26 protein-coding genes and 1 pseudogene are annotated in these 20,508 nt (G+C 72.9%); 12 read left to right on the forward strand and 15 right to left on the reverse strand.

Annotated elements, in window-relative coordinates:
• The first annotated feature begins 37 nt into the window (after positions 1-37).
• Positions 38-1,255, forward strand: a complete 1,218-nt coding sequence (locus L6E12_RS22720; RefSeq protein WP_236229951.1) for a hypothetical protein — start codon at positions 38-40, stop codon at positions 1,253-1,255.
• 67 nt (positions 1,256-1,322) lie between these two features.
• A complete protein-coding gene (locus L6E12_RS22725) occupies positions 1,323-1,655 on the forward strand; it encodes a hypothetical protein (RefSeq protein WP_236229952.1) in 333 nt (110 codons plus the stop codon).
• A 19-nt stretch (positions 1,656-1,674) separates the two neighbouring features.
• Here L6E12_RS22725 and L6E12_RS22730 read toward each other — a convergent pair whose 3' ends face one another.
• Positions 1,675-2,130 carry a GNAT family N-acetyltransferase gene (locus tag L6E12_RS22730; RefSeq protein WP_236229953.1) on the reverse strand — a complete coding sequence of 152 codons (456 nt, stop codon included), beginning with the start codon at positions 2,128-2,130 and terminating at the stop codon, positions 1,675-1,677.
• Between the two features lie 95 nt (positions 2,131-2,225).
• On the opposite strand from L6E12_RS22730, the gene L6E12_RS22735 reads away from it, so the two are divergent.
• The 3 genes from L6E12_RS22735 to L6E12_RS22745 are packed head-to-tail and all read left to right on the forward strand — an operon-like array spanning position 2,226 to position 3,992.
• On the forward strand, positions 2,226-2,603 hold the full coding sequence (locus L6E12_RS22735; RefSeq protein ID WP_236229954.1) for a hypothetical protein: 378 nt from the start codon (positions 2,226-2,228) through the stop codon (positions 2,601-2,603).
• A 13-nt stretch (positions 2,604-2,616) separates the two neighbouring features.
• Positions 2,617-3,639 (forward strand): hypothetical protein, encoded by a 1,023-nt coding sequence (locus L6E12_RS22740; RefSeq protein ID WP_236229955.1) that lies wholly within the window; start codon positions 2,617-2,619, stop codon positions 3,637-3,639.
• On the forward strand, positions 3,636-3,992 hold the full coding sequence (locus L6E12_RS22745; protein WP_236229956.1) for a hypothetical protein: 357 nt from the start codon (positions 3,636-3,638) through the stop codon (positions 3,990-3,992). The genes L6E12_RS22740 and L6E12_RS22745 overlap by 4 nt, the downstream gene beginning before the upstream one ends.
• Positions 3,993-3,995: 3 nt before the next feature.
• Here the strand turns inward: L6E12_RS22745 and L6E12_RS22750 are convergent, their stop codons facing one another.
• From L6E12_RS22750 to L6E12_RS22785, 8 genes are all read right to left on the reverse strand, one after another.
• Complete coding sequence (locus tag L6E12_RS22750; protein ID WP_236229957.1) at positions 3,996-4,622, reverse strand: endonuclease V; 627 nt, start codon at positions 4,620-4,622, stop codon at positions 3,996-3,998.
• Positions 4,623-4,679: 57 nt separating this feature from the next.
• Positions 4,680-5,039 (reverse strand): toxin-antitoxin system YwqK family antitoxin, encoded by a 360-nt coding sequence (locus L6E12_RS22755; protein ID WP_236229958.1) that lies wholly within the window; start codon positions 5,037-5,039, stop codon positions 4,680-4,682.
• Complete coding sequence (locus tag L6E12_RS22760; protein ID WP_236229959.1) at positions 5,036-5,386, reverse strand: toxin-antitoxin system YwqK family antitoxin; 351 nt, start codon at positions 5,384-5,386, stop codon at positions 5,036-5,038. Before L6E12_RS22760 ends, L6E12_RS22755 begins: the two co-directional genes overlap by 4 nt.
• Positions 5,387-5,393: 7 nt before the next feature.
• Positions 5,394-5,609 (reverse strand): hypothetical protein, encoded by a 216-nt coding sequence (locus tag L6E12_RS22765; protein WP_236229960.1) that lies wholly within the window; start codon positions 5,607-5,609, stop codon positions 5,394-5,396.
• Entirely contained in the window at positions 5,558-7,267 is a 1,710-nt protein-coding gene (locus L6E12_RS22770) for a WXG100 family type VII secretion target (RefSeq protein WP_236229961.1), read from the reverse strand. The genes L6E12_RS22765 and L6E12_RS22770 overlap by 52 nt, the downstream gene beginning before the upstream one ends.
• Positions 7,267-7,572, reverse strand: a complete 306-nt coding sequence (locus L6E12_RS22775; protein ID WP_236229962.1) for a type VII secretion target — start codon at positions 7,570-7,572, stop codon at positions 7,267-7,269. Before L6E12_RS22775 ends, L6E12_RS22770 begins: the two co-directional genes overlap by 1 nt.
• Before the next feature lie 13 nt (positions 7,573-7,585).
• Positions 7,586-8,050, reverse strand: a complete 465-nt coding sequence (locus tag L6E12_RS22780) for a YbaB/EbfC family nucleoid-associated protein (protein ID WP_236229963.1) — start codon at positions 8,048-8,050, stop codon at positions 7,586-7,588.
• 62 nt (positions 8,051-8,112) lie between these two features.
• Positions 8,113-8,490 carry a nuclear transport factor 2 family protein gene (locus tag L6E12_RS22785; RefSeq protein ID WP_236229964.1) on the reverse strand — a complete coding sequence of 126 codons (378 nt, stop codon included), beginning with the start codon at positions 8,488-8,490 and terminating at the stop codon, positions 8,113-8,115.
• Positions 8,491-8,560: 70 nt separating this feature from the next.
• Here L6E12_RS22785 and L6E12_RS22790 point away from each other — a divergent pair, with 70 nt between their 5' ends.
• The 5 genes from L6E12_RS22790 (at position 8,561) to L6E12_RS22810 (ending at position 12,580) form a co-directional block, all read left to right on the forward strand.
• The gene (locus L6E12_RS22790; protein WP_236229965.1) at positions 8,561-9,448 is read left to right on the forward strand and encodes a LysR family transcriptional regulator; all 888 of its coding nucleotides are present in this window, start codon (positions 8,561-8,563) and stop codon (positions 9,446-9,448) included.
• The gene (locus L6E12_RS22795; RefSeq protein WP_236229966.1) at positions 9,441-9,950 is read left to right on the forward strand and encodes an NUDIX hydrolase; all 510 of its coding nucleotides are present in this window, start codon (positions 9,441-9,443) and stop codon (positions 9,948-9,950) included. The genes L6E12_RS22790 and L6E12_RS22795 overlap by 8 nt, the downstream gene beginning before the upstream one ends.
• Before the next feature lie 15 nt (positions 9,951-9,965).
• The gene (locus L6E12_RS22800; protein ID WP_236229967.1) at positions 9,966-11,303 is read left to right on the forward strand and encodes a hypothetical protein; all 1,338 of its coding nucleotides are present in this window, start codon (positions 9,966-9,968) and stop codon (positions 11,301-11,303) included.
• A gap of 66 nt (positions 11,304-11,369) precedes the next feature.
• Positions 11,370-11,942, forward strand: a complete 573-nt coding sequence (locus L6E12_RS22805) for a TetR/AcrR family transcriptional regulator (protein ID WP_236229968.1) — start codon at positions 11,370-11,372, stop codon at positions 11,940-11,942.
• A complete protein-coding gene (locus L6E12_RS22810; RefSeq protein ID WP_236229969.1) occupies positions 11,939-12,580 on the forward strand; it encodes a heme oxygenase (biliverdin-producing) in 642 nt (213 codons plus the stop codon). Before L6E12_RS22805 ends, L6E12_RS22810 begins: the two co-directional genes overlap by 4 nt.
• Before the next feature lie 18 nt (positions 12,581-12,598).
• Here the strand turns inward: L6E12_RS22810 and L6E12_RS22815 are convergent, their stop codons facing one another.
• On the reverse strand, positions 12,599-13,270 hold the full coding sequence (locus L6E12_RS22815) for a helix-turn-helix transcriptional regulator (RefSeq protein WP_236229970.1): 672 nt from the start codon (positions 13,268-13,270) through the stop codon (positions 12,599-12,601).
• A gap of 489 nt (positions 13,271-13,759) precedes the next feature.
• Here L6E12_RS22815 and L6E12_RS22820 point away from each other — a divergent pair, with 489 nt between their 5' ends.
• Positions 13,760-15,013: a hypothetical protein gene (locus tag L6E12_RS22820; protein WP_236229971.1), complete on the forward strand. Its 1,254-nt coding sequence runs from the start codon at positions 13,760-13,762 to the stop codon at positions 15,011-15,013.
• 5 nt (positions 15,014-15,018) lie between these two features.
• On the opposite strand, the gene L6E12_RS22825 is transcribed toward L6E12_RS22820, so the two are convergent.
• The 5 genes from L6E12_RS22825 to L6E12_RS22845 form a co-directional block, all read right to left on the reverse strand.
• On the reverse strand, positions 15,019-16,131 hold the full coding sequence (locus L6E12_RS22825; protein ID WP_236229972.1) for a type I restriction endonuclease: 1,113 nt from the start codon (positions 16,129-16,131) through the stop codon (positions 15,019-15,021).
• Positions 16,132-16,405: 274 nt separating this feature from the next.
• Positions 16,406-16,849 carry a hypothetical protein gene (locus L6E12_RS22830; protein WP_236229973.1) on the reverse strand — a complete coding sequence of 148 codons (444 nt, stop codon included), beginning with the start codon at positions 16,847-16,849 and terminating at the stop codon, positions 16,406-16,408.
• 71 nt (positions 16,850-16,920) lie between these two features.
• Positions 16,921-17,196, reverse strand: a complete 276-nt coding sequence (locus tag L6E12_RS22835) for a hypothetical protein (protein WP_236229974.1) — start codon at positions 17,194-17,196, stop codon at positions 16,921-16,923.
• Positions 17,197-17,225: 29 nt separating this feature from the next.
• A complete protein-coding gene (locus L6E12_RS22840; RefSeq protein WP_236229975.1) occupies positions 17,226-17,585 on the reverse strand; it encodes a hypothetical protein in 360 nt (119 codons plus the stop codon).
• Positions 17,586-17,741: 156 nt separating this feature from the next.
• Positions 17,742-19,460 carry a DEDD exonuclease domain-containing protein gene (locus L6E12_RS22845; protein WP_236229976.1) on the reverse strand — a complete coding sequence of 573 codons (1,719 nt, stop codon included), beginning with the start codon at positions 19,458-19,460 and terminating at the stop codon, positions 17,742-17,744.
• Between the two features lie 286 nt (positions 19,461-19,746).
• Here L6E12_RS22845 and L6E12_RS22850 point away from each other — a divergent pair.
• Positions 19,747-20,508: pseudogene (locus L6E12_RS22850) on the forward strand (RNA-binding protein); the annotation flags it as partial.

Here is a 20,508-nt window from a genome sequence, read left to right on the forward strand (position 1 = left end):
CTGAGGCCGCGGCTGCGTTCCGTGGTGGGGTGGGGTGATGGTCGATTTCGGGGATGTTCGGCAGTGGCGGGCTGGTCCGCTGGACGTGGCTGTCGGGGTGCTCAACAGCGATGGGCAGGTGCTTGTCGGGACCGGTGACGAGCTGGCGGCCGCGGGGGTTCCTGACGGGTGGCAGGGGGAAGCCGCGCAGGCCGCTCACACCGAGCGCGACCGGTTGGCTGATCGGATGGAGCACATCGTCGCCGGGATCGCGGCGGCTCGGCGTGCTGTGGGGGATGCGGCGGACTCGGTGGTGGTGATCGAGCGGTTGGTCCGGGAAGTCGATGAGGTCGCGGGTGCCCACGGGTTCGTCGTCGATGACGGTGGGCAGGTCGTCCGGGCTGCTGGAGTGGGTGCCGGGGGTGCCGATGAGGAAGCTGTTGCGGCTGATCTCCGGGAACGGGTTCGGGTGGTCACGCGGTTGGCGGACGAGGTCGACGGTTTCCTGTCGGGTGTGCTGGACAAGGTGGCCGCGGACGGTGTCACCGATGGAGGTGCCGTCTCGCTCGCCGATGCCGCTTCGGCGGGAGAGCGGCAAGGTGGTTTCCACGACGAGTTGTTGAGGAAGTACAACGTCACCGTCGACCCCGGCGGGGTCGTCATGTACCCGGACGGGATGCTGGGGTGGGCGCTGGAGCAGATGGGGATCAAACCCCAGAAGATGACGGCCGGGGAGGCTGCCATGCTCGATGACATCGGGCTGGCGGGGACCAAGGACGCCTACGACATCTACAGGACCGCCATCCACGACGCCGAGAACGTATTCGGGGGTGCGGGGATCACCGATGGGCACTCCGATGCCTTCCGCCACGCCTATTGGAACGCGATGTTGGCGAACAGGTTCGGGCCGGAGTGGGCGGCGCAGTACACCACCGCCCACGAACGCGTGGACACCAACAGTGCCACCGCTGAAGCGATGGACCTGCACAACAACGAAGTCGGGCGGCGGATCGCGGCGGAGCACCCCGACGCGGGACCGGAAGAGCTGAAGGAGCACATCGACAAGGCGGTTCGTGACGGTGAGATGGTTGTCGTCGGCTCGGACGGCAGGTTGGTGCCCAGCAACGAGGTGCCCATCGGTGAGACGGGCCGCGCCCAGGACGATCCGGCGACCGGCGGGAACGACCCCAAGGCGCAGGGCGAGTACGAGGATGACACATCAGGTGGGTACAACCCCGGTGGCGACGGCGACAGCTACGGCACCTATGACAACTAGAACGCTCGTCGCCCTGCTCGTCGCTCTCGCCGTCTTGCTGACGGGGTGCTCGAATGGAGGTCATCGGTTGACTGAGGACGAACAGCTCTCCGCCAGTCTGCGCGAGTTGCGGCAGAACGGTGGGGAGGTGCTGCTGAGTGATCTCGCAGGCGGCGACTGGGACACCGTCTACGTTTCCCCGGAGCCGGTCAGCCGGAACTTCGTGGAGAAGCAGGTCGGTGTTCCCGTTCCCATGGAGGACGAGTTCACCCAGCGCGGTCACGTATTGGTCTTCCTGAAAGACGGTGCCGTCCAGCGGGCGACATTCACCACTCCGAACCTGCTGCGCGACGGCACTTATGCCGCGCCGGTTCGGTTGCGGGCACGCGGTTATCCGGCGCTGATCGACATCGAGTCCTGACCGGGGCGCGAACGCGTCGTCAGAGGGTTCTGGTCAGGAAGACGCTGTGCGGGTCGGGTCGGTAGTCGGCGAAGGGTTCGCAGTAGGTGAAGCCTGCGCGTTCGTAGAGGGTCCTCGCCGGGGTGAAGAAGTCGGCTGAGCCGGTTTCCAGGCTCAGGCGGGTGAAGCCCATTCGCCGGGATTCGGTGAGGATGTGGTCGAGCAGTCGGGCGGCGATGCCTCGACCGCGGTGGGTTGTCGCGGTGCGCATCGACTTGAGTTCGGCGTGGGTTTCGTCGAGGCGTTTGATCGCGCCGCAGGCGACCGGGGTGTTGTCGTCGAGGACTGACCAGAAGGTGATGTCGGGGGTGCGGAGACCGTCAAGGTCCAGGGCGTGCTTGCTCTCCAGGGGGGTGATCGCGCGCATGTCGGCGAGGTGTTCGGTGAGCAGGTGGGCGATTTTCGGGCCGCTCAGGTCGTCGACGATGATGCGCATGGGGCCTCCTCCGGTTGCGGGAGGGAAAATACCGGTGGTGGGGAACCCGGCGGTGGAGGTGGGCGTCGGAGGTATCGGCGGGGAGAGGAGTCGGGGTGGTCGAGCGGGAGGACGGGCCGTTCTTCGAGGCCGCGCACCGGGCGGCCGGTGAGGTGGACGACTCGGTGGGGGACGAGCGGCGACGGGCGTGGTGGCGTGCTGTGCCCCGGTTCGCGGTCGCGCTGGCCGAGGGGTTCCTGCGCGACTGGTTGCTGATCGGCGCCGTGCTGTTCTCGCTGGTCGTTCCCGTTGTGGGGGTCACGTCCGGTGTGCTGGGGTGGGCGGTCGCCGGGGTGGTGGCCGGGGCTGTGGGGGTGGTGCTGGTGGGTGTGGCGGTGCGGCGGAAGTGGTCGTTCGGGGCGCAGTGGGCGGTCATCCTCGGGGTGGTCGTGGCGCAGGCGGCTTACCTGGTGCTCTTCTGGAAAACACGATGACGGGGGAACCGGCGTGACCGATGTGACCGTGGAACTGGCCGACCTGCGCGGGTGGGCCGCCCAGACCGGGCGGGCGTCGACCGACTGCGGGGCCGCGCAGGCGTACGCGACGGGCAACATCGCCGACGCCGACTTCGGCGCCATCCTGGAGCTGATCACCGGCGACTACGCGGGCCTGCTGACGAAGGTGCACGACATCCTCGGCAAGGACGGCAGCGGTCTCGGCCTGGAGCAGGGCGCGCTCACCTCCTGCGCCGATGCCTACCGCGACGCCGACAAGCAGGGGCGGGACCGGTTCGTCGAACTCGGCGGCACGGGTGTCCTGCACTCCTCGGACGACGGTGTGGCGAACGGGTTCGACGACGTCGCGTCCGCGCAGGGGAAGCTGACCGCGCCCAGCGCGTCGGGCGCCACCCTGCCCGAGGTGTCCTTCGGCTGGATCCTGGACAAGGTGTGCGACCTGATCGTCTGGGTCGGCGGGCCCGACCCGCGCGAGTACGTCACCAAGTGGATCGCCGGTGACGTGCGGAAGGCCTCGATGCAGGCCTCCGCCTGGGACTGCGTCGCGGCGTGCGTGGAGGCCGTCGAGGCGAACCTGCGCTCCGGCGCGGCGGCGATCACCGCCACCTGGACCGGGGCGGCGGCCTCGGCGTCCGCGGGGCAGATGGGCAAGTGGGGCACCGCGCTGGCCGACCAGGCCGCCAAGATGCGGGTGATGTCGGACCACCTCGTCGACATGGTCGACCAGGCCGTGAAGATGGCCCAGTGCGTCGTCGACATCATCAAGACCGTGATCTCCGTGGTGTCCGCGGGCCTGAGCAACGCCTCCATCCCCTTCTACGGGCAGTGGAAGCTGATCGAGTCGGTCAAGGAAGCCATCACGATGGTGAACAACGCCCGCAAGGTGATCACCGTGTTCTGGAACTTCCTCACCCTCGTCATCGACTCGATCAAGCTCTGCGTCGCCACCTTCACCGCCGAGTCCCTGCCGCCCGCCCCCGCGGGCGCACCCGTCCCGGCCGGGGCGGGCCGGTGACCACCCCCGAGGACCGCATCCGCGCCGCCAGGGCCGAACTCGACGGTGTGATCGAGCGCGCCCAGCAGGACCTCTACCGGTTCCAGCGCCGCAACGAACCCTCGCCCGAGGCCATGCGGGCGCTCCAGGAGGCCGCGGCCCGCGGTGACCTGGGGGACGACATGCGCGAGCTGGCCCGCCGCATCGAGTCCGGGAGGGACAGTTGGCAGGCGGTCTTCGCGGGCGACTCGCCCAACGCGGCGCTGTTGCGGGGGCACCTGGAGCGGATGGCCGAGGAGAACCGGGAAGCCATCGCCACCGCCGTGGAGGAGGACGACTCCTTCGACCCGTTCGCCACGAGCAGCGACCTCTGAGCCTCAGCCGCCCTTGAGGGCTTCGCGGCACAGGTGGTCGGCGGCCCTGGTGGTTTCCGGCTGGCGGTACTTCCGGCACAGGGTGAGCACCAGGGCCGTCGCCGTGTCCAGGTCGATCCGGTGGCCGACGGAGACGAAGAGGGGCTTCACGCCGGCCTGCGTGCGCAGGGTGCGGCCGATGACCTCGCCGTCGTCGGTGAGGGGGGTCCACGAGCCGCGTTCGGGGGCGGGGGCGGTGAACTCGCCCAAGGCGTTCTTGCCCACGCCGATGGAGGGGATGCCGGTTTCCAGGCCCGCGTGGGAGGCGAGGCCGAAGCGGCGGGGGTGGGCCCGGCCCTGCCCGTCGCAGACGAGGAGGTCCGGTGCGGTGGTGAGCGCCGCCAGGGCCTTGAGGAGCGAGGGCAGCTCCCGGTAGGCGAAAAGGCCCGGGATGTAGGGGAAATCCGTCGTGTCGAGGATGACGGCCTGGTCGACCGTCTTGCCGGTGGCGATGTCGACGCAGACCGCGGCGGCGGCGAGGCGGCCGGTGTCGCCCTCGTAGGCGACGTCGAGGCCCGCGGCGGTGGTGGGGGCGAAGCCGGGTGGGGCGTGGCTGATCACGCGGGGGGCCAGCGCGAGCTGCTGGGCCACCGCTTCCTCGGGGGTGAGCTTGCTGTCCGTGGCAGATCCTGTTCTCGACTCGCGTGGTCAGCGGGTGAAGACGCGTTCTTCAACGAGGGTGCCCGACTCGTCCCAGCGGCGGAGGGACAGGTGCCTGCCCCTGTCGTCGAACTCGTCCTGGGCCGCCAGTCGGCCGTTGCGGTACCACTCCTCGTGCAGGCCGACCGCCATCCCCCAGCGGACCGAGCCCGCTGCCTTGCGTTCGCCCGAGGGATACCACTCGGCGGATGGGCCGTCCTCGATGCCGTTGGAGTAGGTGGTGAGTGCGACGACCCGGCCGCTCCTGGCGCGCTCCACCACCTCGCCGGTGAAGGCCTTGCCGTCGTGGGTGACCTTGAGGTCGTCTTCGGTGACCACGTCGTCGAAGTCGACGCGGGGTGGGGTCACGGGCGGTAGTCCTTGTCCTCGATCAGCTCGCCCGCCTCGTCCCAGCGGCGACGGGCGAGGTGGCGACCGGTGCCGTCGAACTCGTCCTGGGCGGCCAGTCGGCCGTTGGGGAACCAGGTCTCGTGGACGCCGACGCCCATGCCGTTGACGGCCTCGCCCTTAGCGCGCGGGGTGCCGTCCGGGTACCACGCCGCGGAGGGGCCGTCCTCGACGCCGTTGAAGTACGTCGTCAGGCCGATGAGCCTGCCGTCCGGGTCGTGCTCGACCACTTCACCGGTGAACGGTTCGCCCCGCAGGTAGACCTTGAGGTCGTCGTCCATCTCCACGTCGTTGACGTCGACTCGCATCGTCTTCTCACTCCGGGATGAGCGTCTGGTCGGGGTGCCCCTTGGGGAAGGTCAACCGGCCCGCGTTGCTGGGGGTGCCTTCGAGGAGTCTATGGCAGTTCGCGCAGCAGGGCGCTTGCATGGGGCCTTCGCGCCGGAACGGGAAGCGGTTGTCCACGCGGAACTCCGACATCACGCTCGCGTCGGCGTCGGGGCCGCGGCGCCACAGCAGTTCGTTGACCACCTTGACCTCGGCGTGCCGCAGCGGCTCGTCACCGTGCGGGTAGGGGACACGACCTGGTTGCCGTCGCGGCCGAGCTGGGGGGTGCCGTCCCGGTTGTACTGCGGGTAGGGGCCCGCCTCGCGCATCTCGTCGAGCCGCTGCTGGATGACCGGGTGCACGCGCTCCGGTGGGATGACGTCGGTGCGCGAACCCCCGTTCATCGCCTCCAGCACCTCACCGGTCCTGGTGTCCACGCCGACGGAGTTCACCGGGCCGGACATCTTCTGACTGGCTTCGCCGGTGTCCCTCATGCCGCGGATCTCGTCGGTGCGCCGGGTGGCGACCTCGTCGAGGTAGTCCTTGATCGGCTTGCCGTCGACGTGGGTGATCAGGCCGTTGCCGTCCCTGGTGACGGTGCCCTCGATCCTGGTCAGGTCCTGGGGTCGCGTCAGGTCGTCGGGGAGCTTCTTCGGCGGGGGTGGCGGGTCGGTGGGCGCGCTGGGCGGGGGTTGGCCGCCGCCACCGTTGTTGCCGCCCGAACCGCCGCCGGTCTGGGTGGTGGGGGTGCCCGACGGGGTGGTGCCGCCGGGGGCGTGGGTGCCCGGGGCGGTGGGGGTCCCGGTCGAGGGGGTGGCGGCTGACGGGGTGGTGGCGCCGGAGGGGACCGTGCTGCCCGAGGGGGTGTGCGCGGTCGGCGGGGCGCCGCCGGTGGGGGTTTCGACGTGGGACGGGGTGTTCGCGCCGGAGGGGGTCGTGGTCGTGGGAGCGCTCGAACCCGGGGCGTCCGTGGTGGTCGACGGGGCGTTCGGGGTGGCGGGGGTGGAGCGGGTGGCGTCGGGGGCGCCGTCGAGGACGTCGGAGACCGAGGTGGGGGTGCGGACCGCGTCGGGGGTGGTCGGGGTGGTGTCGGGGGTGCCGGGGGTCTTGCGCAGGGCGTCGCGCAGGGAGTCCCAGAGTTCGCCGAGCCTGCCCATGAGGGGGCGCAGCTTGTCCAGGGAGCGGGTCAGCTTGGTGATGAAGTCCTTGATCCGGTTGACCCACTTGCTGATCAGCGCCACCGCCGAGGCCACCACGTGCGGGGTGGCGATGCCCAGCGTGCCGCCGATCTCGGCCACCCACTGCGGGATGCGGGCGATCAGCGTGGCCACGCACTCGGCGACCAGGTCGCGCACGATCTCGCGGACCGCGCCGACCAGCATCCCGACGACCTCGACGACGGTGCCGATGGTGTTGGCGCCGGTGCCCGCGGCGGCGATCTTGTCCTGCTTGTCCTTGGCGAACGCGCGGTAGGCGTCGGCGGCCGGGCCCTCCCAGCCCGCGGTGCCGTTGACCACCTCGGTGGCGAAGTCGGCGGCGATGGCGGCGGTCTCGGTGCCGACGTTCTTCCAGGTGGCCGCGTACGCCGCGATCTGGTCGCCGTCACCGGCCAGCCAGTCCAGCGCGTCCGACAGCGGCTTGACGTGCTCCATCAACCAGGACACCGCGTACTGCAGCAGCGTGCCCACCGGGTCCAGCGCCAGCGACAGCATCTCCAGGCCGGTGCCGACGACCCCGAGGCCGCCTTCGACCCAGGAGCCGCCTTCCACGCCGTGGTAGATGTCCATCGCGGACTCGGCGAGGCCGATGCCGCTGTAGGCGGTGGTGGAATCCTGGCGCTGGGCGATCAGCGGGTTCGTCATCACCGGCCCCCGGTGAACGGCCGGGTGTTGGCCTGCTCCGTGGTGTCGTAGGAGACCGCGTTGGCGCGGACGCCGTTGGCGGTGGCGTCCATCGAGCCCGCTGCCTCGGCCAGTGCGTCGACCCCGGGTTGGCTGACCGCCTGCACGACGGGCACGAAGAACTGGCAGATCACCCCGTAGGCCTGGGTGCCCAGGGTGACCTGGCTCGCCGCGTCCACCGCGGTGCCGAGCCGTTCGCCGAGGGCGGCGAGCTTGCCCGCGTGGTTGCGCAGTTCGTCCGGCAGGACGTCGTAGCCGTCTGGCATGTCGCGGGTCCTCTCAGCGCCGGAACGGGTTGTCGCCGAAGTCGTCGTCGTCGAAGTCCTCGCGGCGGCGCTGCTCGCGCGGGCGGTCCTCGGGTTCCGGCTCGGGGAAGCGCCTGCGGTAGTTGGAGACCACCGCCTCCACCGTCGCCGGGTCGTCGCCGACGGTGGTGCGCATGATCTCCGCGACCTGGTCGGTGATGCGGGACTGGGCGGTGCGCATGGTCTCCGACACCAGGCGGGAGAGCGCGTCGCCGGTGTGGTTGCGGATGCCGTCGGTGAAGCGGATGTCGGTCACCGCGCCCCCGGAGTCGACCACGACGGTGACCACACCGTCGCGGGAGACCGCGGTCCCGGTGACGCCGGTGACCTGGCGCTGCATCTCCTGGTAGCGCTCGGCCTTGGCGGTCACGCCCGCCGCCCAGCGCTCCAGCTCCTGCTCGGTCCGCGCCCCGTCGAACCCGAAGGTCGGTTCTGCCACGACTGCTCCTGCCTCGTCCGGTCTGCCCCGTCCGACGCATCGTCCGCGACCGCGGTTCCGTGTCAGACCTCGTGCGGCACCTCGGGGCGGTCGAGGACGCGCAGCCAGCGGCCGTCGGGCTGGCGGCGGACGAGCTGGACCCGGCCGGGGGCGTCGTCGGCGGAGCGGGTGGAGGTGAGGGCGAGGTCGCCGTTGCGGACCGCGGGGAGGCCGTCGAGCAGGGTCAGCTCCGGGATGTGGGCCATCATCTCGGCGCAGACGGCCTGGATCGCCGCGCGGCCCTCGGTGCGGGCGCCGGGCGGGTGGGCCATCACCGCGTCGGGCTCGTACAGCTCGGCCAGGCCCTCGGCGTCACCGGCGTTGAACCGCTCGACGAAGAGGCGGGCCACCTGCTCCGGCTCGGTGGCCGTGGTCCGGGTCTCGGCGTTGTCCTGTGTCATGCCTCCACCCTGCGGTGGGGTCGGCCAGAAGTCCAAGAGATGATTCTTCTGAGTTCTATAATCGACGATTATGGAGCTTCGGCAGTTGGAATACTTCGTCGCGGTGGTGGAGGCGGGTGGTTTCACCCGGGCCGCCGAGCGCGTGCGCGTGGCGCAGCCGGGGATCAGCGCGCAGATCCGCAAGCTGGAACGGGAATTCGGCCAACCGCTGCTGGACCGGTCCGCCCGGGCGGTGCGGCTGACCGAGGCCGGGGCGGCGGTGCTGCCGTACGCGCGGGCCGCCCTGGTCGCGGTCGAGGACGCGCGGCTGGCGGTCGACGAGCTGGTCGGGCTGGTGCGCGGGCGCGTGGCGGTGGGCACGGTGACCTCGCACGCGGTGGACCTGCCGTCGCTGCTCGCCGCCTTCCACGACGCGCACCCCGGCGTGGAGATGACCCTGGTGGAGGGTTCCTCGGACGTGCTGGTCGAGCGGCTGCGGGCGGGCACCCTGGACGCGGCGATCGTCTCGCTCGGCCCGAATCCGCCCGCCGACCTGGACGCCCTCGTCGTCGCCGACGAGGCGATCGCCGCCGCGGTGGGCCGCGGGCACCCGCTGGCGGGGCGGTCGTCGGTGCGGCTGGCCGAGTTGGATGGGCTGCCGCTGATCAGCCTCCCGCCGGGCACGGGTATCCGCTCGCACCTCGACGCGGCGTGCGCGGCGGCGGGGTTCGCCCCCGCGGTGGCCTTCGAGGCGGGTGACCCGGTGCTGCTGGCGCAGTTGGCCGCGCGGGGGCTGGGCGTGGCGATCCTGCCGGACTCGCTGGCCCGGTCGCGGCCGGACCTGCACCCGCTGGCGATCACCTCGCCCGCGCTGAGCGGTCGGCTGGCGTTCGCGTGGCGGGCGACCGGGCCGGGCAGCCCGGCTGGTCGGGCGCTGCTGGCGCTGGCGCGGCGGACGCTGGAGGTCGTCGGTGGATGAGCTGGTCGACCTGTACGCGCGGGGGGACCTGCGCGGGCGGGTGGTCGGGACGGCGCCGCGCAGCCGCGTCCGGGCGGAGAACCTGCCGCACGCGGCGACGCAGGTGCTGCTGCGGGACCGGGAGGGGCGGGTGTACGTGCACCGGCGGACCCTGACGAAGGACGTGTACCCGGGGATGCACGACGTGTGGGCCGGTGGGGTGGTGACCGCGGGGGAGTCGCCCGACCTGGCCGCCGCGCGGGAGCTGGCGGAGGAACTGGGCGTGGAAACCGTTGTCCGGCCGTGCTTCCGGTACTGGTACGCCGACGACTCCGCGGACTACCTGGCGTGCGTCTACGAGGCGGACCACCCCGGCGGGGAGATCCGGCACCAGCCCTCGGAGGTGGCCGCGGGCTGGTGGATGCCGTGGGCGGAGCTGCTGGCCCGGTTGGCGGACCCGACGTGGCCGTTCACCCCGGACGGGCGCGAATCCGTGGCGCGCTACGCCCGGTACGCGGGGTGATCGACAATTGCCGGTGTGACCCACGGTGAGAACGACCTCGTGCAGGCCATGTCCGACGGCGAGTGGTTCGAGGGCGCGGCCGACGACCCGGTGGTGGTGCGCGCGGGCCTGATCCGGGAACTGCTCCTGGGCAGGCACGGCGAACTCGACCCGCGCGGGGTGCGGGTGCGCGGCGCGCGGGTCGTCGGGGTGCTCGACCTCGACCAGGTCCGGGCGGTCGTCGGCCTGCACCTGGCGGACTGCGTGGTGGAGGAGCCCATCCGCGCCACGCGCGCGGTGCTGCCGTACCTGACCCTCGACGGCAGCCGGATCGCCGGGTTGGTCGCCGACGGTGCCCGGGTCGACGGCGGGCTGTTCCTGCGCCGCGTCCGCGCCGAGGGGGAGGTGCGGTTGCTCGACGCGCACATCGGGGGGCAGTTCGACGCCGACGACGCGGAGTTCACCAGCACCGCGGGCACCGCGCTGTACGCCACCCGGATGCGGTTGGACGGCGGCTTCTTCCTGCGGCGGGCCCGCATCCGCGGCGCGGGGGAGCGCGGGGCGGCGCGGTTCGTGGGGTCGCGGTTCGGCGGGCAGGTGGTGTTCACGGGCGCCCGCCTGGAGAACCCGACGGGGCCGGTGCTCGACCTGCACGAGAGCACGGTGGACGGGACGGTCTTCCTGCCCGCGGAGGTGGTCTGCCCGGACGGCTCGCGCGAGGACCACTGCGACCACCCGGCCCGGGTCGAGCTGGACAACTTCGGCTTCAGTTCGATCGGCTACCTCGACTGGCGGCAGTGGCTGCACCTGGTCCGCTGCCACACCACGGCCTACCACGCCTCGCCGTACCAGCGGCTGGCGGCGGTGGAGCGGGCGGCGGGGCACGACGGCAACGCCCGGCGGATCCTCATCGCCCAGCAGGGCGACCTGCTGCGGCGCTCGCCCGCGGCCGTGGGCGGCCCGGTGGCCCGGTTCTCCCACCGGCTCTGGGGCGCCCTGGCCGGGTACGGGTACCGGACCCGGCGCACGGCGGCGGCGCTGCTGCTGGCGGTGACCGCGGCCGGGCTGCTCGGCTACACCGCCGGGCAGGTCGACACCCGGCCGGGGCACCACGCCGCCGAGCGGACCGTGCAGCCCGGGTCGCCCTCGCCCGCGGTGGGGGTGGCGTGCTCGTCGGTGGAACTGGTCGGGTTGGGCCTCGACCGGGGGCTGCCACTGGGGCCGACCGGGCTGCGCAGCCGGTGCGACCTGGACACCGGGACCCGGTGGGGGCAGGCGTTCACGGTGGTGATCTGGGTCATCCAGGCTGCGCTGTGGGGGCTGGCCACGTTGGCGCTCGCCGGGTACACGAACCTGGTGCGCAAGTCCGCTTAGGACAGTCCGCCGCGGGTCCGCCGGTGGTCGGGTCTGGCGGACCGAGTGGTCCGCTAGGGTGGGGGCATGGCTCGCACCCCCGCACCGGACACCCGGGACCGCATCCTCGGTGCCGCCGCCAGGCTGTTCTACGAGCACGGCGTGCGCGCGGTCGGGATGAACCGGATCATCCAGGAGGCGGGCACCGGGAAGAACCTGCTGTACCAGCACTTCCCGGAGAAGGCCGACCTGGTCGCCGCCTACCTGGCCGCGGCCCGCGACGTGCGCGACCGCGCCGCCCGGCTGGCCCTGGTGGACGCGCGCACCCCCGCGGACGTGCTGGTCGCGCTGGTGGCCGAGGTCGCCGCGAAGGTGGCCGAGCCGGGGTTCCGCGGCTGCGCCTTCCGCAACTACCTCGCCGAGTTCCCCGACGACGCCGACGCCGCGCCCGCCCGGGTCGCCCAGGACTACCTGGGGGCGAGCCGGGCCGCGATCGACGCCGTGGCGGGGGAACTGGACCCGTCCGGTGAGCTGGCCGAGCGGGTGTGGCTGCTCGTCGACGGCCTCTACTTCCAGGCGGCCTACCGCAACCGGCTCGACGGCGACGTCGCGCGGGCCGGTGCGGCGGCGGTCCGACTGGTGGAGGCCCTCGTCCGGTGACGGTGGCGGACGGCTTCGCGGCGCGGCTGCGGGCGGCGACCAGGGACGAGCACGAGCGGGCCGAGCGGTCGCCGTTCGTCGAGGCGCTGCTCAGGGGCGACCTGGGGCGCGAGGCGTACGCGGCGCTGCTCGGGCAGGGCCACCTGTTCCACTCCGCGCTGGAGGAGGCGGGCGAGGTCTGGCGCGGCGACCCGGTGGTCGGCCGGTTCGTGCTGGACCCGCTGCGGCGCAGCCCGGCCCTGGAGGCCGACCTGGCCTGGCTGCTCGGCCGGGACTGGCGCGGGCACGTGCGCGCCCTGGACGCCACCACGTCCTATGTGGAGCGTTTGCGCGCGGTCTGCTCCACCGACCGCGCCGCCTTCGTCGCGCACCACTACACCCGCTACCTCGGTGACCTCTCCGGCGGGCAGGTCATCCGGCGCAGGCTCCGCGACGCCTACGGCCTGGAGGTCGACGGTGTCCGCTCCTACTGCTTCGACGGCATCGGCAAGCCCAAGCCGTTCCGCGACCGCTACCGCGCCCTCCTCGACGAGACGCCGTGGCGGCCGGGGGAGTGCGACGCCCTGATCGCCGAGGCGAACCTGGCGTTTCGGCTCAACCGCGCCGTTCTCGACGACCTGGCCGCCACCCACTGCTGAGCGGGCACACCGGCGGGATCAGTCCCCGGGCAGCCAGCCCCGTTCGGCGGCCTTGGCGCCCGCCTGGAACCGGCTGCGCGCGCCCAGCCGCCGCATGAGGTCGGAGACCATCCGGCGCACCGTCCGCACCGACACGCCCAGCCGGACCGCGGCCGCCTCGTCGGTGCACCCGTCGGTCAGCATGGCCAGCAGTTCGCGCTCCCGCGCACCGGGCTTCGCCGAGCCCGGCAGCGGCGAACCCGGCAGCGGCACCGCCCCGGCCCACACCCGCTCGAACAGCGCGGTCAGCGCCGTGACCACACCCGGCAGCCGGACCACGGCCGCGCCCACACCGCCCTCGGCGGGCACGACCACCACCGACCCGTCGACGACCAGCGCCACCGCGGGCACCTCGGGCACCGTGCGGGTGTCGGCACCCGCCGCGACCAGCCCGCCCAGCCGGGGTGCCAGGCCCGGCGCGGTGCGCGCGCTGTCCGGGGCCACGACCCGGTAGCGCACGCCGCGCCGCAGGTTCCAGTGGTCGATCCGGCGCACCGGCCCGAACGGACCCGCCGCGGTGGCCTGGTCGCTGAGCACCAGCACCTCCTGGGCGGCGCAGGCGAGGAGCCCGTCCACCCCGGTGCTCACGGTGGTCAGCCGCGGCGCCGGGTCCGCGGGCCCCTCGGGGAAGTCGGGGAAGACGGCGGTCATCGGGGCGACCTCCGGAGCGGGGTGGCGTCGGGCCGCGTGGCCGGTTCCGGTCGGATCCACGTCGAGCGCCCATCCGCGGCCCGTGCGGCGGTAGCGTCGGCTGGCGACATCGGTGCCGGTGACATCGTGTCCCTCCCGTCCCGGTGCGGCCGGGCGCCGCTCCACGTCCACCCTGGCGCGGGAGGTATGAGGAATTGATGACACGGGGTATGAGGCGCTCGGGATGAAACGGCGTAAACACAACATGTGGTAACGGTTGGCTTTCTAGGCTCCAGATGTTGTGCTGTGTTGGTGGGGCTTGCCTGTCATCGGAAGGGTTGCGGCACGAGGCGCCCGCATGTCCGCCCGAGTGGGGTGACCCGCTGGTCGTGGTGACGCTGCGCTGCCAGTGGTACGACCATTGGTGTCCCGCTGTCACCCGAAGACCTCCATGCGCCCGGCTGCCCGCGTCGCTAATGTCGACGCCCGGAACCGGTGGGGGGAACTACGGTGGCGATGACGGGTGCCCGGGTCGACGTGGAACTCGTCGCCCCGGCCGAGCCCGGCGCGGGCGACATCGCGGTGGTCGGCCGGGCGGTCGCCCCCGGCGCCTGGTTCGACGTCGGAGCGGCCCGCCCGCGCCCGCGCACCCCGGACGCGGTGTGGGACCTGGTCGACGGACGCGGCTACAACGGCGTCCACGCCCGCGGGCGCGCCCTGGTGCACCTCGGCCGCGGCAACCGGTCCCCGCGCAAACCCGTCATCCTGGCCGACGCGCACGGCCACGGCCCCAGCGCGGACCCGGTGACCCGCCTGACCGGCGACGCGCTCGTCGACGACCTGCTGGCCTCCGGGTACGACGTGGTCCTGGTGGGGTTCGCCGAACGACAGACCTACCTGCAGGCCAACGCGGGCGCCCTCGCCGAGTGCGTGCGCCGGGCCGCTGCCGAGCGGACCGGCACCGCCCCGCTCACCGTCGGCGGCATCGGCTCCGGCGGCCTGCTCGCCCGCTACGCCCTCGCCCTCCTCGAAACCGACGGCCACGACCACGAAACCGACGTCTACCTGTCCTGCGACACCCCGCACGACGGCGCCTGGATCCCCCTGATCCTCCAACAGCTGGCCCACTTCTTCGGCCGGTTCCCCGGCGCGGGGGACCGGGCGGAACTCCTCCGCGCCCCGGCCGCGCAACAACTCCTCGGGGCCTGGGTCCGGGACGCTAAGTACTCGGGGCCGGTGCAATCCCCCCTGCGCAAGCAGTTCCTCGACGACCTGCGCCGCATCGGGGACTTCCCCCGGCGGGTGCGCATGGTCGGGCTGTCCTGCGGCACCGGCACCGGGGTGGGCCCACCCCTGCCCGCGGGCGCCACCGCGTTCGACTGGAACCTCGGCCCCCTGGCAGCCGCCACCGCCCGCTTCCAACCCGACCGGGGAACCGACGCGGCGATCGGGGCGATGAGCGCCCTGCTGGAGGTCCGCCACCCGACCACCACCGACGTCCCGGCCCTGGACGGCGCACCGGGGGGAACGGCCGAGTTCTTCGGCCAGGTCGCGGACGCCCTGGGCGCGACGATCCCGCGCGAACACCGCTCCGGCTGCTTCGTCCCCACCACCAGCGCGGCCGCCCTCTCCCTGGACAACCCCCACACCCCGGTCGACGGGCTCCCCGGGCCGTTCCACGAGTTCCGGTGCGCGGAGGAGAACCTGCCGCACGGCCTGCTGACCGAACCGCTGGTCCGGTGGGTGCTCGACCGGCTGCCCTGAGGTGCCTATGCCACCGGTGTGACCGGCTCGCGCACACCGGCGTAGCGGGCGGCGGTGGCGCGCAGGTGCGCGGCGTGCCCGTAGATGTCCTCCACCGTGGTGATGGGCAGGCGGGTCTCGTTCTTGTTCTCGTCGAAGACGCCCAGGTACTTCTGGCTCCGGTTGAACCACAGGCGGGCGATGGGCTTGCGGTTGTTGTCGTCGAACAGCACCCCGAAGTAGGTCTTGGTGTCCCGCGCGACCACCCGGTCGCTCGGCACCTCGCTGCACACGATGGCCCGCACCACCCGGAAGCCCTCCAACTCCTCCTCGGTGGTGACGACGTCCCCGCCCACCTCGTTCGCCTGCTCGTCCTCGACCACCGGCGCGACCGAGGCCGTGGGGACGGGGAGGATGATGTCCGGGCTCCCCAGCGCGCTCTTGAGCCGGTCGTTGACCTGCTCGTTGAGGAACTGCCGGGTGGCCTTCTCCACCAGCGGCTGGAACTGCTCGCGCACCCGCTGGGTGAACGCGCCGTCGTAGACGCGGGTGGTCAGGAAGCGCACCCACTCGTCCTCCGGCTCCTTGAACTGGGTGGCCAGGATGCGCTTGATCTGCCCGATGTACTTGAGCTCACCCGCGGCGCTGAGCACCGAGTCGAGGTCGAAGGTCTCCTTGGTGAGCTTCGCCAGCTCCGGCAGCAGGGTGGCGTCGATGTCGGCGAAGTCGAGCACGAGGAACGGCTTGGCGTCCATGCGGTTCGGCGCGTCGAGGTCGGTGTAGACGTGGTAGACCTCGCCGTTGGTCAGGATCGCGATGCGGGCGTTGGTGGCGGCGAAGTACCGGTAGAGCTGGGAGGCGTGCTCGATGCGCAGCGGGTCGTTGACCTTCTTCGCCTCGATGAGGATCTGCACCTGGCCGCCGTGGGCGATGGCGTAGTCGATCTTCTCGCCCTTCTTCGTCCCGACGTCGGCGGTGAACTCCGGGATGACCTCGGCCGGGTCGAACACGTCGTAGCCGAGCACCGTGCTGATGAACGGCATCACGAAGGCGTTCTTGGTCGCCTCCTCGGTCTCGATGCCCGCCTTGTGCTGCTTGATCCGCTGCGCCAGTGCCTGCGCGCGCTCAGCGATGTCCATCCCATGCGCCCTTTCCATTCGGTGGGAGCCCTGTGTGGACCCTGGCTCGCCCGTGCCGGGTAGATCGGCGGGTAAGGCGAGGGTGTTACCGCGTTATCTGATCGTGTCCGGTGTGGCCCGGGGTTTGCCGGGTGCCGCGCCGGTCGTTCGTCGGTTGCGTTTCCCCCGTTCGGAAATCAGGGTTCCCGGATGTCCTTTGTAGACTGTCCGGCGTCGTTCCCTCGCCCGTCTCGTGGTGGCTGTCATGTCGGGGCCGGGTGGCGGTCGGCACAGTTCACAGTGGACGGTCGTCCGGTGGGGGCGGGCCCTGGGGGTGGAGGAGGGCTCGGTCGCGGACCATGCCCCACTGGCTGACCGGGACGTCGGCGGCGACCAGGAGGTCGTCCAGGTCGTGGGAGGTGGCGCGGGTGGTGACGATGCGGTCGGCCTCGGTGCGGGTGAGGCCGCAGAGGCGGGCGATGGTGGCGGCGGGGGCACCGCCGAGTTCGACCAGGCCGCCGTCGTCGTAGCCGAGGCCGAGGTCGGGGCGGCCGATGCCGAGGCGGCGGGCGAGGTGGGGGTCGCGGGTGGCGAGGGCCCTGGCCTGGTGGCGGCGGCACCGGGCGGCGGACGCGGCGGGCAGCGGGGGCTTGGTGGGGCAGGTGTGGGCGGGCGACCCGGGTGACCCGATCGTGGTGGTCGGGGGTGCCCAGATGAGAACTCGGCGTAGTGACTTCACCAGCGTCCTCTCCCCGATAGACCCGAATGACCCCACGGGTCTATCGGGGAGTGTGACGGTGCGTTACCGGTTTAGCAGAACCAGCCGCCCTGGACCCAGCCGCGCTGGTTGACGTGGCCCATGGCGTAGCCCTCGGCCCAGCCCTTCTCGGAGTAGCGGGACAGCTCGAAGTGCTCGCCGCGGAACAGGGTGCCGATGATGACCCCGGCGGGCTGGGTGCGGACGTAGAGCGAGTCGGCGCAGATCTCGTAGACCGTGCCCGCGGAGGCGGTGGGGGCGGCGGCGATCGCGGCGGTGGTGCTCAGCGCGGCCGCGACGAGTGCGGTGGTGGTGCGGCGGAAGGACACGGGAACTCCTCGACGTGGGGTGGGCGGGGTCAGTTGAGGGAGAAGCAGCTGCGCAGCAGGAAGCCCCACTGGCTGGTGCCGTGCCAGAAGACGTCGGCGGAGTAGTTGTTCGAGGTGATGTAGCGGACGCCGATGTAGTTGCCCTGGGTCAGCGTCGCGATGGGGTCGCGGTGGCCCGCGCTCGGCGAGTAGTTCGCGAACAGGGTCGCCGAGCTGCACGTGATGTGCGCGGCGCGCGTGGGGTTCCACGGGTCGCTGATCGTGCCGCTGCCGCTGAGCGCGCCCGCTGTGTCGGCCTGGGCGGTGGTGGCCGCGAGGCCGCCGAGCGCGGTGGCCGCCACCAGGGCGACCGCGGCGGTCCGCAGGGTGCGGCGGGACGGGAGTGCCATCGATGTTTCCTTCCGACTCGAAACAGATCAGGTCGGTTGAGAATTACCGAAATCAGGTGGCAGTCGAAAGACTCGGTTGTGACCGCGCGTGCAGACTCTGTGGCCGTCCGTGCAACGGGCCGGTGTGTCGCCCGGGACTCGCAGGCGGGTGACCGGTCAGTCGCGGTCGAACTCGCTGTCGCGGGCGGCGTCGGCGCGGTCCAGCCAGCCGCGCCAGGTGGCGGCCGAGTGCGCGGGTTCGGCCCACGGGCTGCTGCACCGGACCATCCTGGTGCCCGGCCGGTCCAGCCACCGCAGCACGATCGCCACCTCCTCGGCCATCGCGCCGCGCAGCGGGCCCGCGCCGGGCAGCACCGTCTCCGCCGAGGCCACCAGCGCCTCCACCACCGGCATCGGCCGCACCCCGCGCCGGGCCACCCCGGCCGAGGCGAGCCTGCCGTGCCGGACCACCGCGAACTCCCAGCCGCCCAGGGAGTCCGGGCGGGCGGCGACCAGCTCGGCGATCCCGGCCAGGGCGGCCATCCGCTGGCCCCGGTCCAGGCCGCGGACCAGGGTGCGCATCCGGTCGCGGTCGGCGCGGGCCTGCTCGAACCGGCGGGCCTCGGCCAGCTCCGACAGCCGCAGGGCCAGCCGGTGCAGCGGGTGGGTGTCGTGCCCGGCCACCAGCGAGTCGACCGCCCGGAGCGCGGGCGCGTACTCCTCGGCGCTCTGCTGGCCCGCGCACGGCGCCGCGCACCGCTCCAGCTCGGCCAGCGCGCACGGGCTGGCGTTCGGCGACTTCGCCGGGATGCGGACCGTGCACGGGCGCACACCGGTGGCCTGTTGCAGCGCCAGCATCGCCTCCTCGGCCCGCGCCCGGCCGCGGAACGGCCCCAGGGCGCCGTCGCGGGCGGTGCGGACCAGCGACAGCCGGGGGAACGGCTCGTCGGTGAGCACGACCCACCAGGAGTCGCGCGGGTTCTTGGAGCGGCGGTTGTAGGCGGGCTTGTGCGCGGAGATCAACCGCAGCTCGCGCACCTCCGCCTCCATCGGGTGCGAGCAGGTCACCGAGTCGACGCGGATGGCCAGGGCGACCATCTCGCGCAGCCTGCTGCGGGTCTCCGAGGCGGTGAAGTACTGCCGGACGCGCCTGCGCAGGTCCGAGGCCGTGCCGACGTAGAGGACCTCCTCGGACGGGCCGCGGAACAGGTACACCCCGGGCTCGTGCGGCAGGTCCTCGGCGAGCGTGCGCTTGCGGCGCTGCTCGGCGGTGACCTCGGGGATGTAGTCGAGCAGCTCCTCCAGCGACTGCACGCCCAGCGACCCGACCCGCTCCAGCAGCCCGTGCAGCACGTCCACCGTGGCCTTCGCGTCGTCGAGCGCGCGGTGGACCGGGGTGGTCTCGGCCCGGAAGAACGCGGCCAGCGCGGAGAGCTTGCAGCTCGGCGCCTCCTCGCGGCTGAGCACCCGCCGCCCGAGGCGGACCGTGCAGACCACGGCGGGCTTGGGCCAGGCGTAGCCGAGTTCGCGGCAGGCGGCCTTGAGGAAGCCCACGTCGAAGCCCGAGTTGTGCGCGACCAGCACCGCCCCGGCGGCGAACTCGAGGAACGCGGGCAGCACCACCTCGATGCCCGGGGCGGAGCTGACCATGAAGTCGGTGATGCCGGTCAGCGTCACGATCTCCGGCGGGATGCCCCGGCCGGGGTCGACCAGGGTGGCGAACTCGCCGAGCACCTCCCCGCCGCGCACCTTGACCGCGCCGAACTCGGTGATCGCGTCCTGCTCGTGGCTGCCGCCGGTGGTCTCCAGGTCGAACACCACGAACGTCGTGTCGCGCAGCGGGGTGCCCAGCTCGTCGAAGGCGAGCTGGGGGCGGGGGTCGGCTGACTTGCTCATCGCCGCTGACGCTAGAACAGCCCCCCGACAGTTCCCGCGCCCGCCCGCGCGGTCCGCCCCGGTGGGCGGGCGCCGGGGCGGCGCGGCGGTCGCGGACCGGTCGCTGCCGCGCCGGGGCGAGGTGGGCGCCCGCGCCGACCAGGGGCCCGCGGGCCTCCGGGAGGGGCTTCGGCGCGTCGCCCACCGGGCTCGCGACTAATCTTAGGGGGTGCAACCTTCGTCGGAGCCGGTCGGACCGGGCGGACCTGGATCGTCCACACCGGACATCCCGGACCCCGTCGCGCCCGTGGCCGCCGCGGGGGGTTCCACTGTGGAGACCGCGGAGCCGTTGCCGGGCGCGGAGTGCGCGGTCGCCGAACCGCCGCTGTGGCCGGAGGTCCTGCCCGACCCGGTCCGGCTGCGCCTGGCCGAGCTGGGCGCGGACGCGGTGGGCACCCTGCCCCCGGTGGACGTCCCGGCGTCGCTGCGGCAGGTGGCCCGGTTCGCCCCGGCCAAGCGGGCCCGGCTGGGCGGCCCCACGATCGTCGCCGCGCTGCGCGCCCACCCGGGCTTCCGGACCGCGGTGGTGCAGTGGGCCCGCGAGCACCGGGTCGAGGCGGTCGAACCCCCGCCGGAGGACGCGGTGGCGGTGGCGACGGCCGCGCTGCTCCTCGGTGAACCCGCCGCCCCGGCGCACCTGGAGCTGGTGGCCAAGCGGGCCGACGACGGCGCGCTGCGCGCGGAGCGGGACGCCGCCCTGGCCAGGGTGGCCAGGCTGGAGGCCGAGCTGGCCGCGGCCAAGGCCAGGGTCGCCGAGTCCGAGGGCGCCGCCGACCGGGCCCGCGCCGAGAGCGAGGCCGAGCTGGAACGGTTGCGCAAGCGCTTGCGCGAACAGGGTGTGCGGCTGCGCGAGGCCAAGGACGCCGCCGCGGCCGCCCAGGTCAGCGCCGAGCGGGCGGGGGCGGACGTGGCCGCGGAGGTCGCCGCGCTCACCGAGCGGGTGCAGCGCGAGCACGAGCGCGCCGAGTCCGAGCGCGCCCGCGCCGCCCGCGCCGAGGCCGGTGCCGCG

The organism is Actinokineospora sp. PR83 (genome assembly GCF_021056305.1).
Taxonomy (GTDB): domain Bacteria; phylum Actinomycetota; class Actinomycetes; order Mycobacteriales; family Pseudonocardiaceae; genus Actinokineospora; species Actinokineospora spheciospongiae.

Coding starts and splice junctions, on each gene's coding strand:
- L6E12_RS22720 (WP_236229951.1), top strand. CDS start 38: ATGGTCGATTTCGGGGATGTTCGGCAGTGGCGGGCTGGTCCGCTGGAC.
- L6E12_RS22730 (WP_236229953.1), bottom strand. CDS start 2,130: ATGCGCATCATCGTCGACGACCTGAGCGGCCCGAAAATCGCCCACCTG.
- L6E12_RS22760 (WP_236229959.1), bottom strand. CDS start 5,386: ATGCGAGTCGACGTCAACGACGTGGAGATGGACGACGACCTCAAGGTC.
- L6E12_RS22770 (WP_236229961.1), bottom strand. CDS start 7,267: ATGACGAACCCGCTGATCGCCCAGCGCCAGGATTCCACCACCGCCTAC.
- L6E12_RS22775 (WP_236229962.1), bottom strand. CDS start 7,572: ATGCCAGACGGCTACGACGTCCTGCCGGACGAACTGCGCAACCACGCG.
- L6E12_RS22785 (WP_236229964.1), bottom strand. CDS start 8,490: ATGACACAGGACAACGCCGAGACCCGGACCACGGCCACCGAGCCGGAG.
- L6E12_RS22790 (WP_236229965.1), top strand. CDS start 8,561: ATGGAGCTTCGGCAGTTGGAATACTTCGTCGCGGTGGTGGAGGCGGGT.
- L6E12_RS22805 (WP_236229968.1), top strand. CDS start 11,370: ATGGCTCGCACCCCCGCACCGGACACCCGGGACCGCATCCTCGGTGCC.
- L6E12_RS22815 (WP_236229970.1), bottom strand. CDS start 13,270: ATGACCGCCGTCTTCCCCGACTTCCCCGAGGGGCCCGCGGACCCGGCG.
- L6E12_RS22825 (WP_236229972.1), bottom strand. CDS start 16,131: ATGGACATCGCTGAGCGCGCGCAGGCACTGGCGCAGCGGATCAAGCAG.
- L6E12_RS22840 (WP_236229975.1), bottom strand. CDS start 17,585: ATGGCACTCCCGTCCCGCCGCACCCTGCGGACCGCCGCGGTCGCCCTG.
- L6E12_RS22845 (WP_236229976.1), bottom strand. CDS start 19,460: ATGAGCAAGTCAGCCGACCCCCGCCCCCAGCTCGCCTTCGACGAGCTG.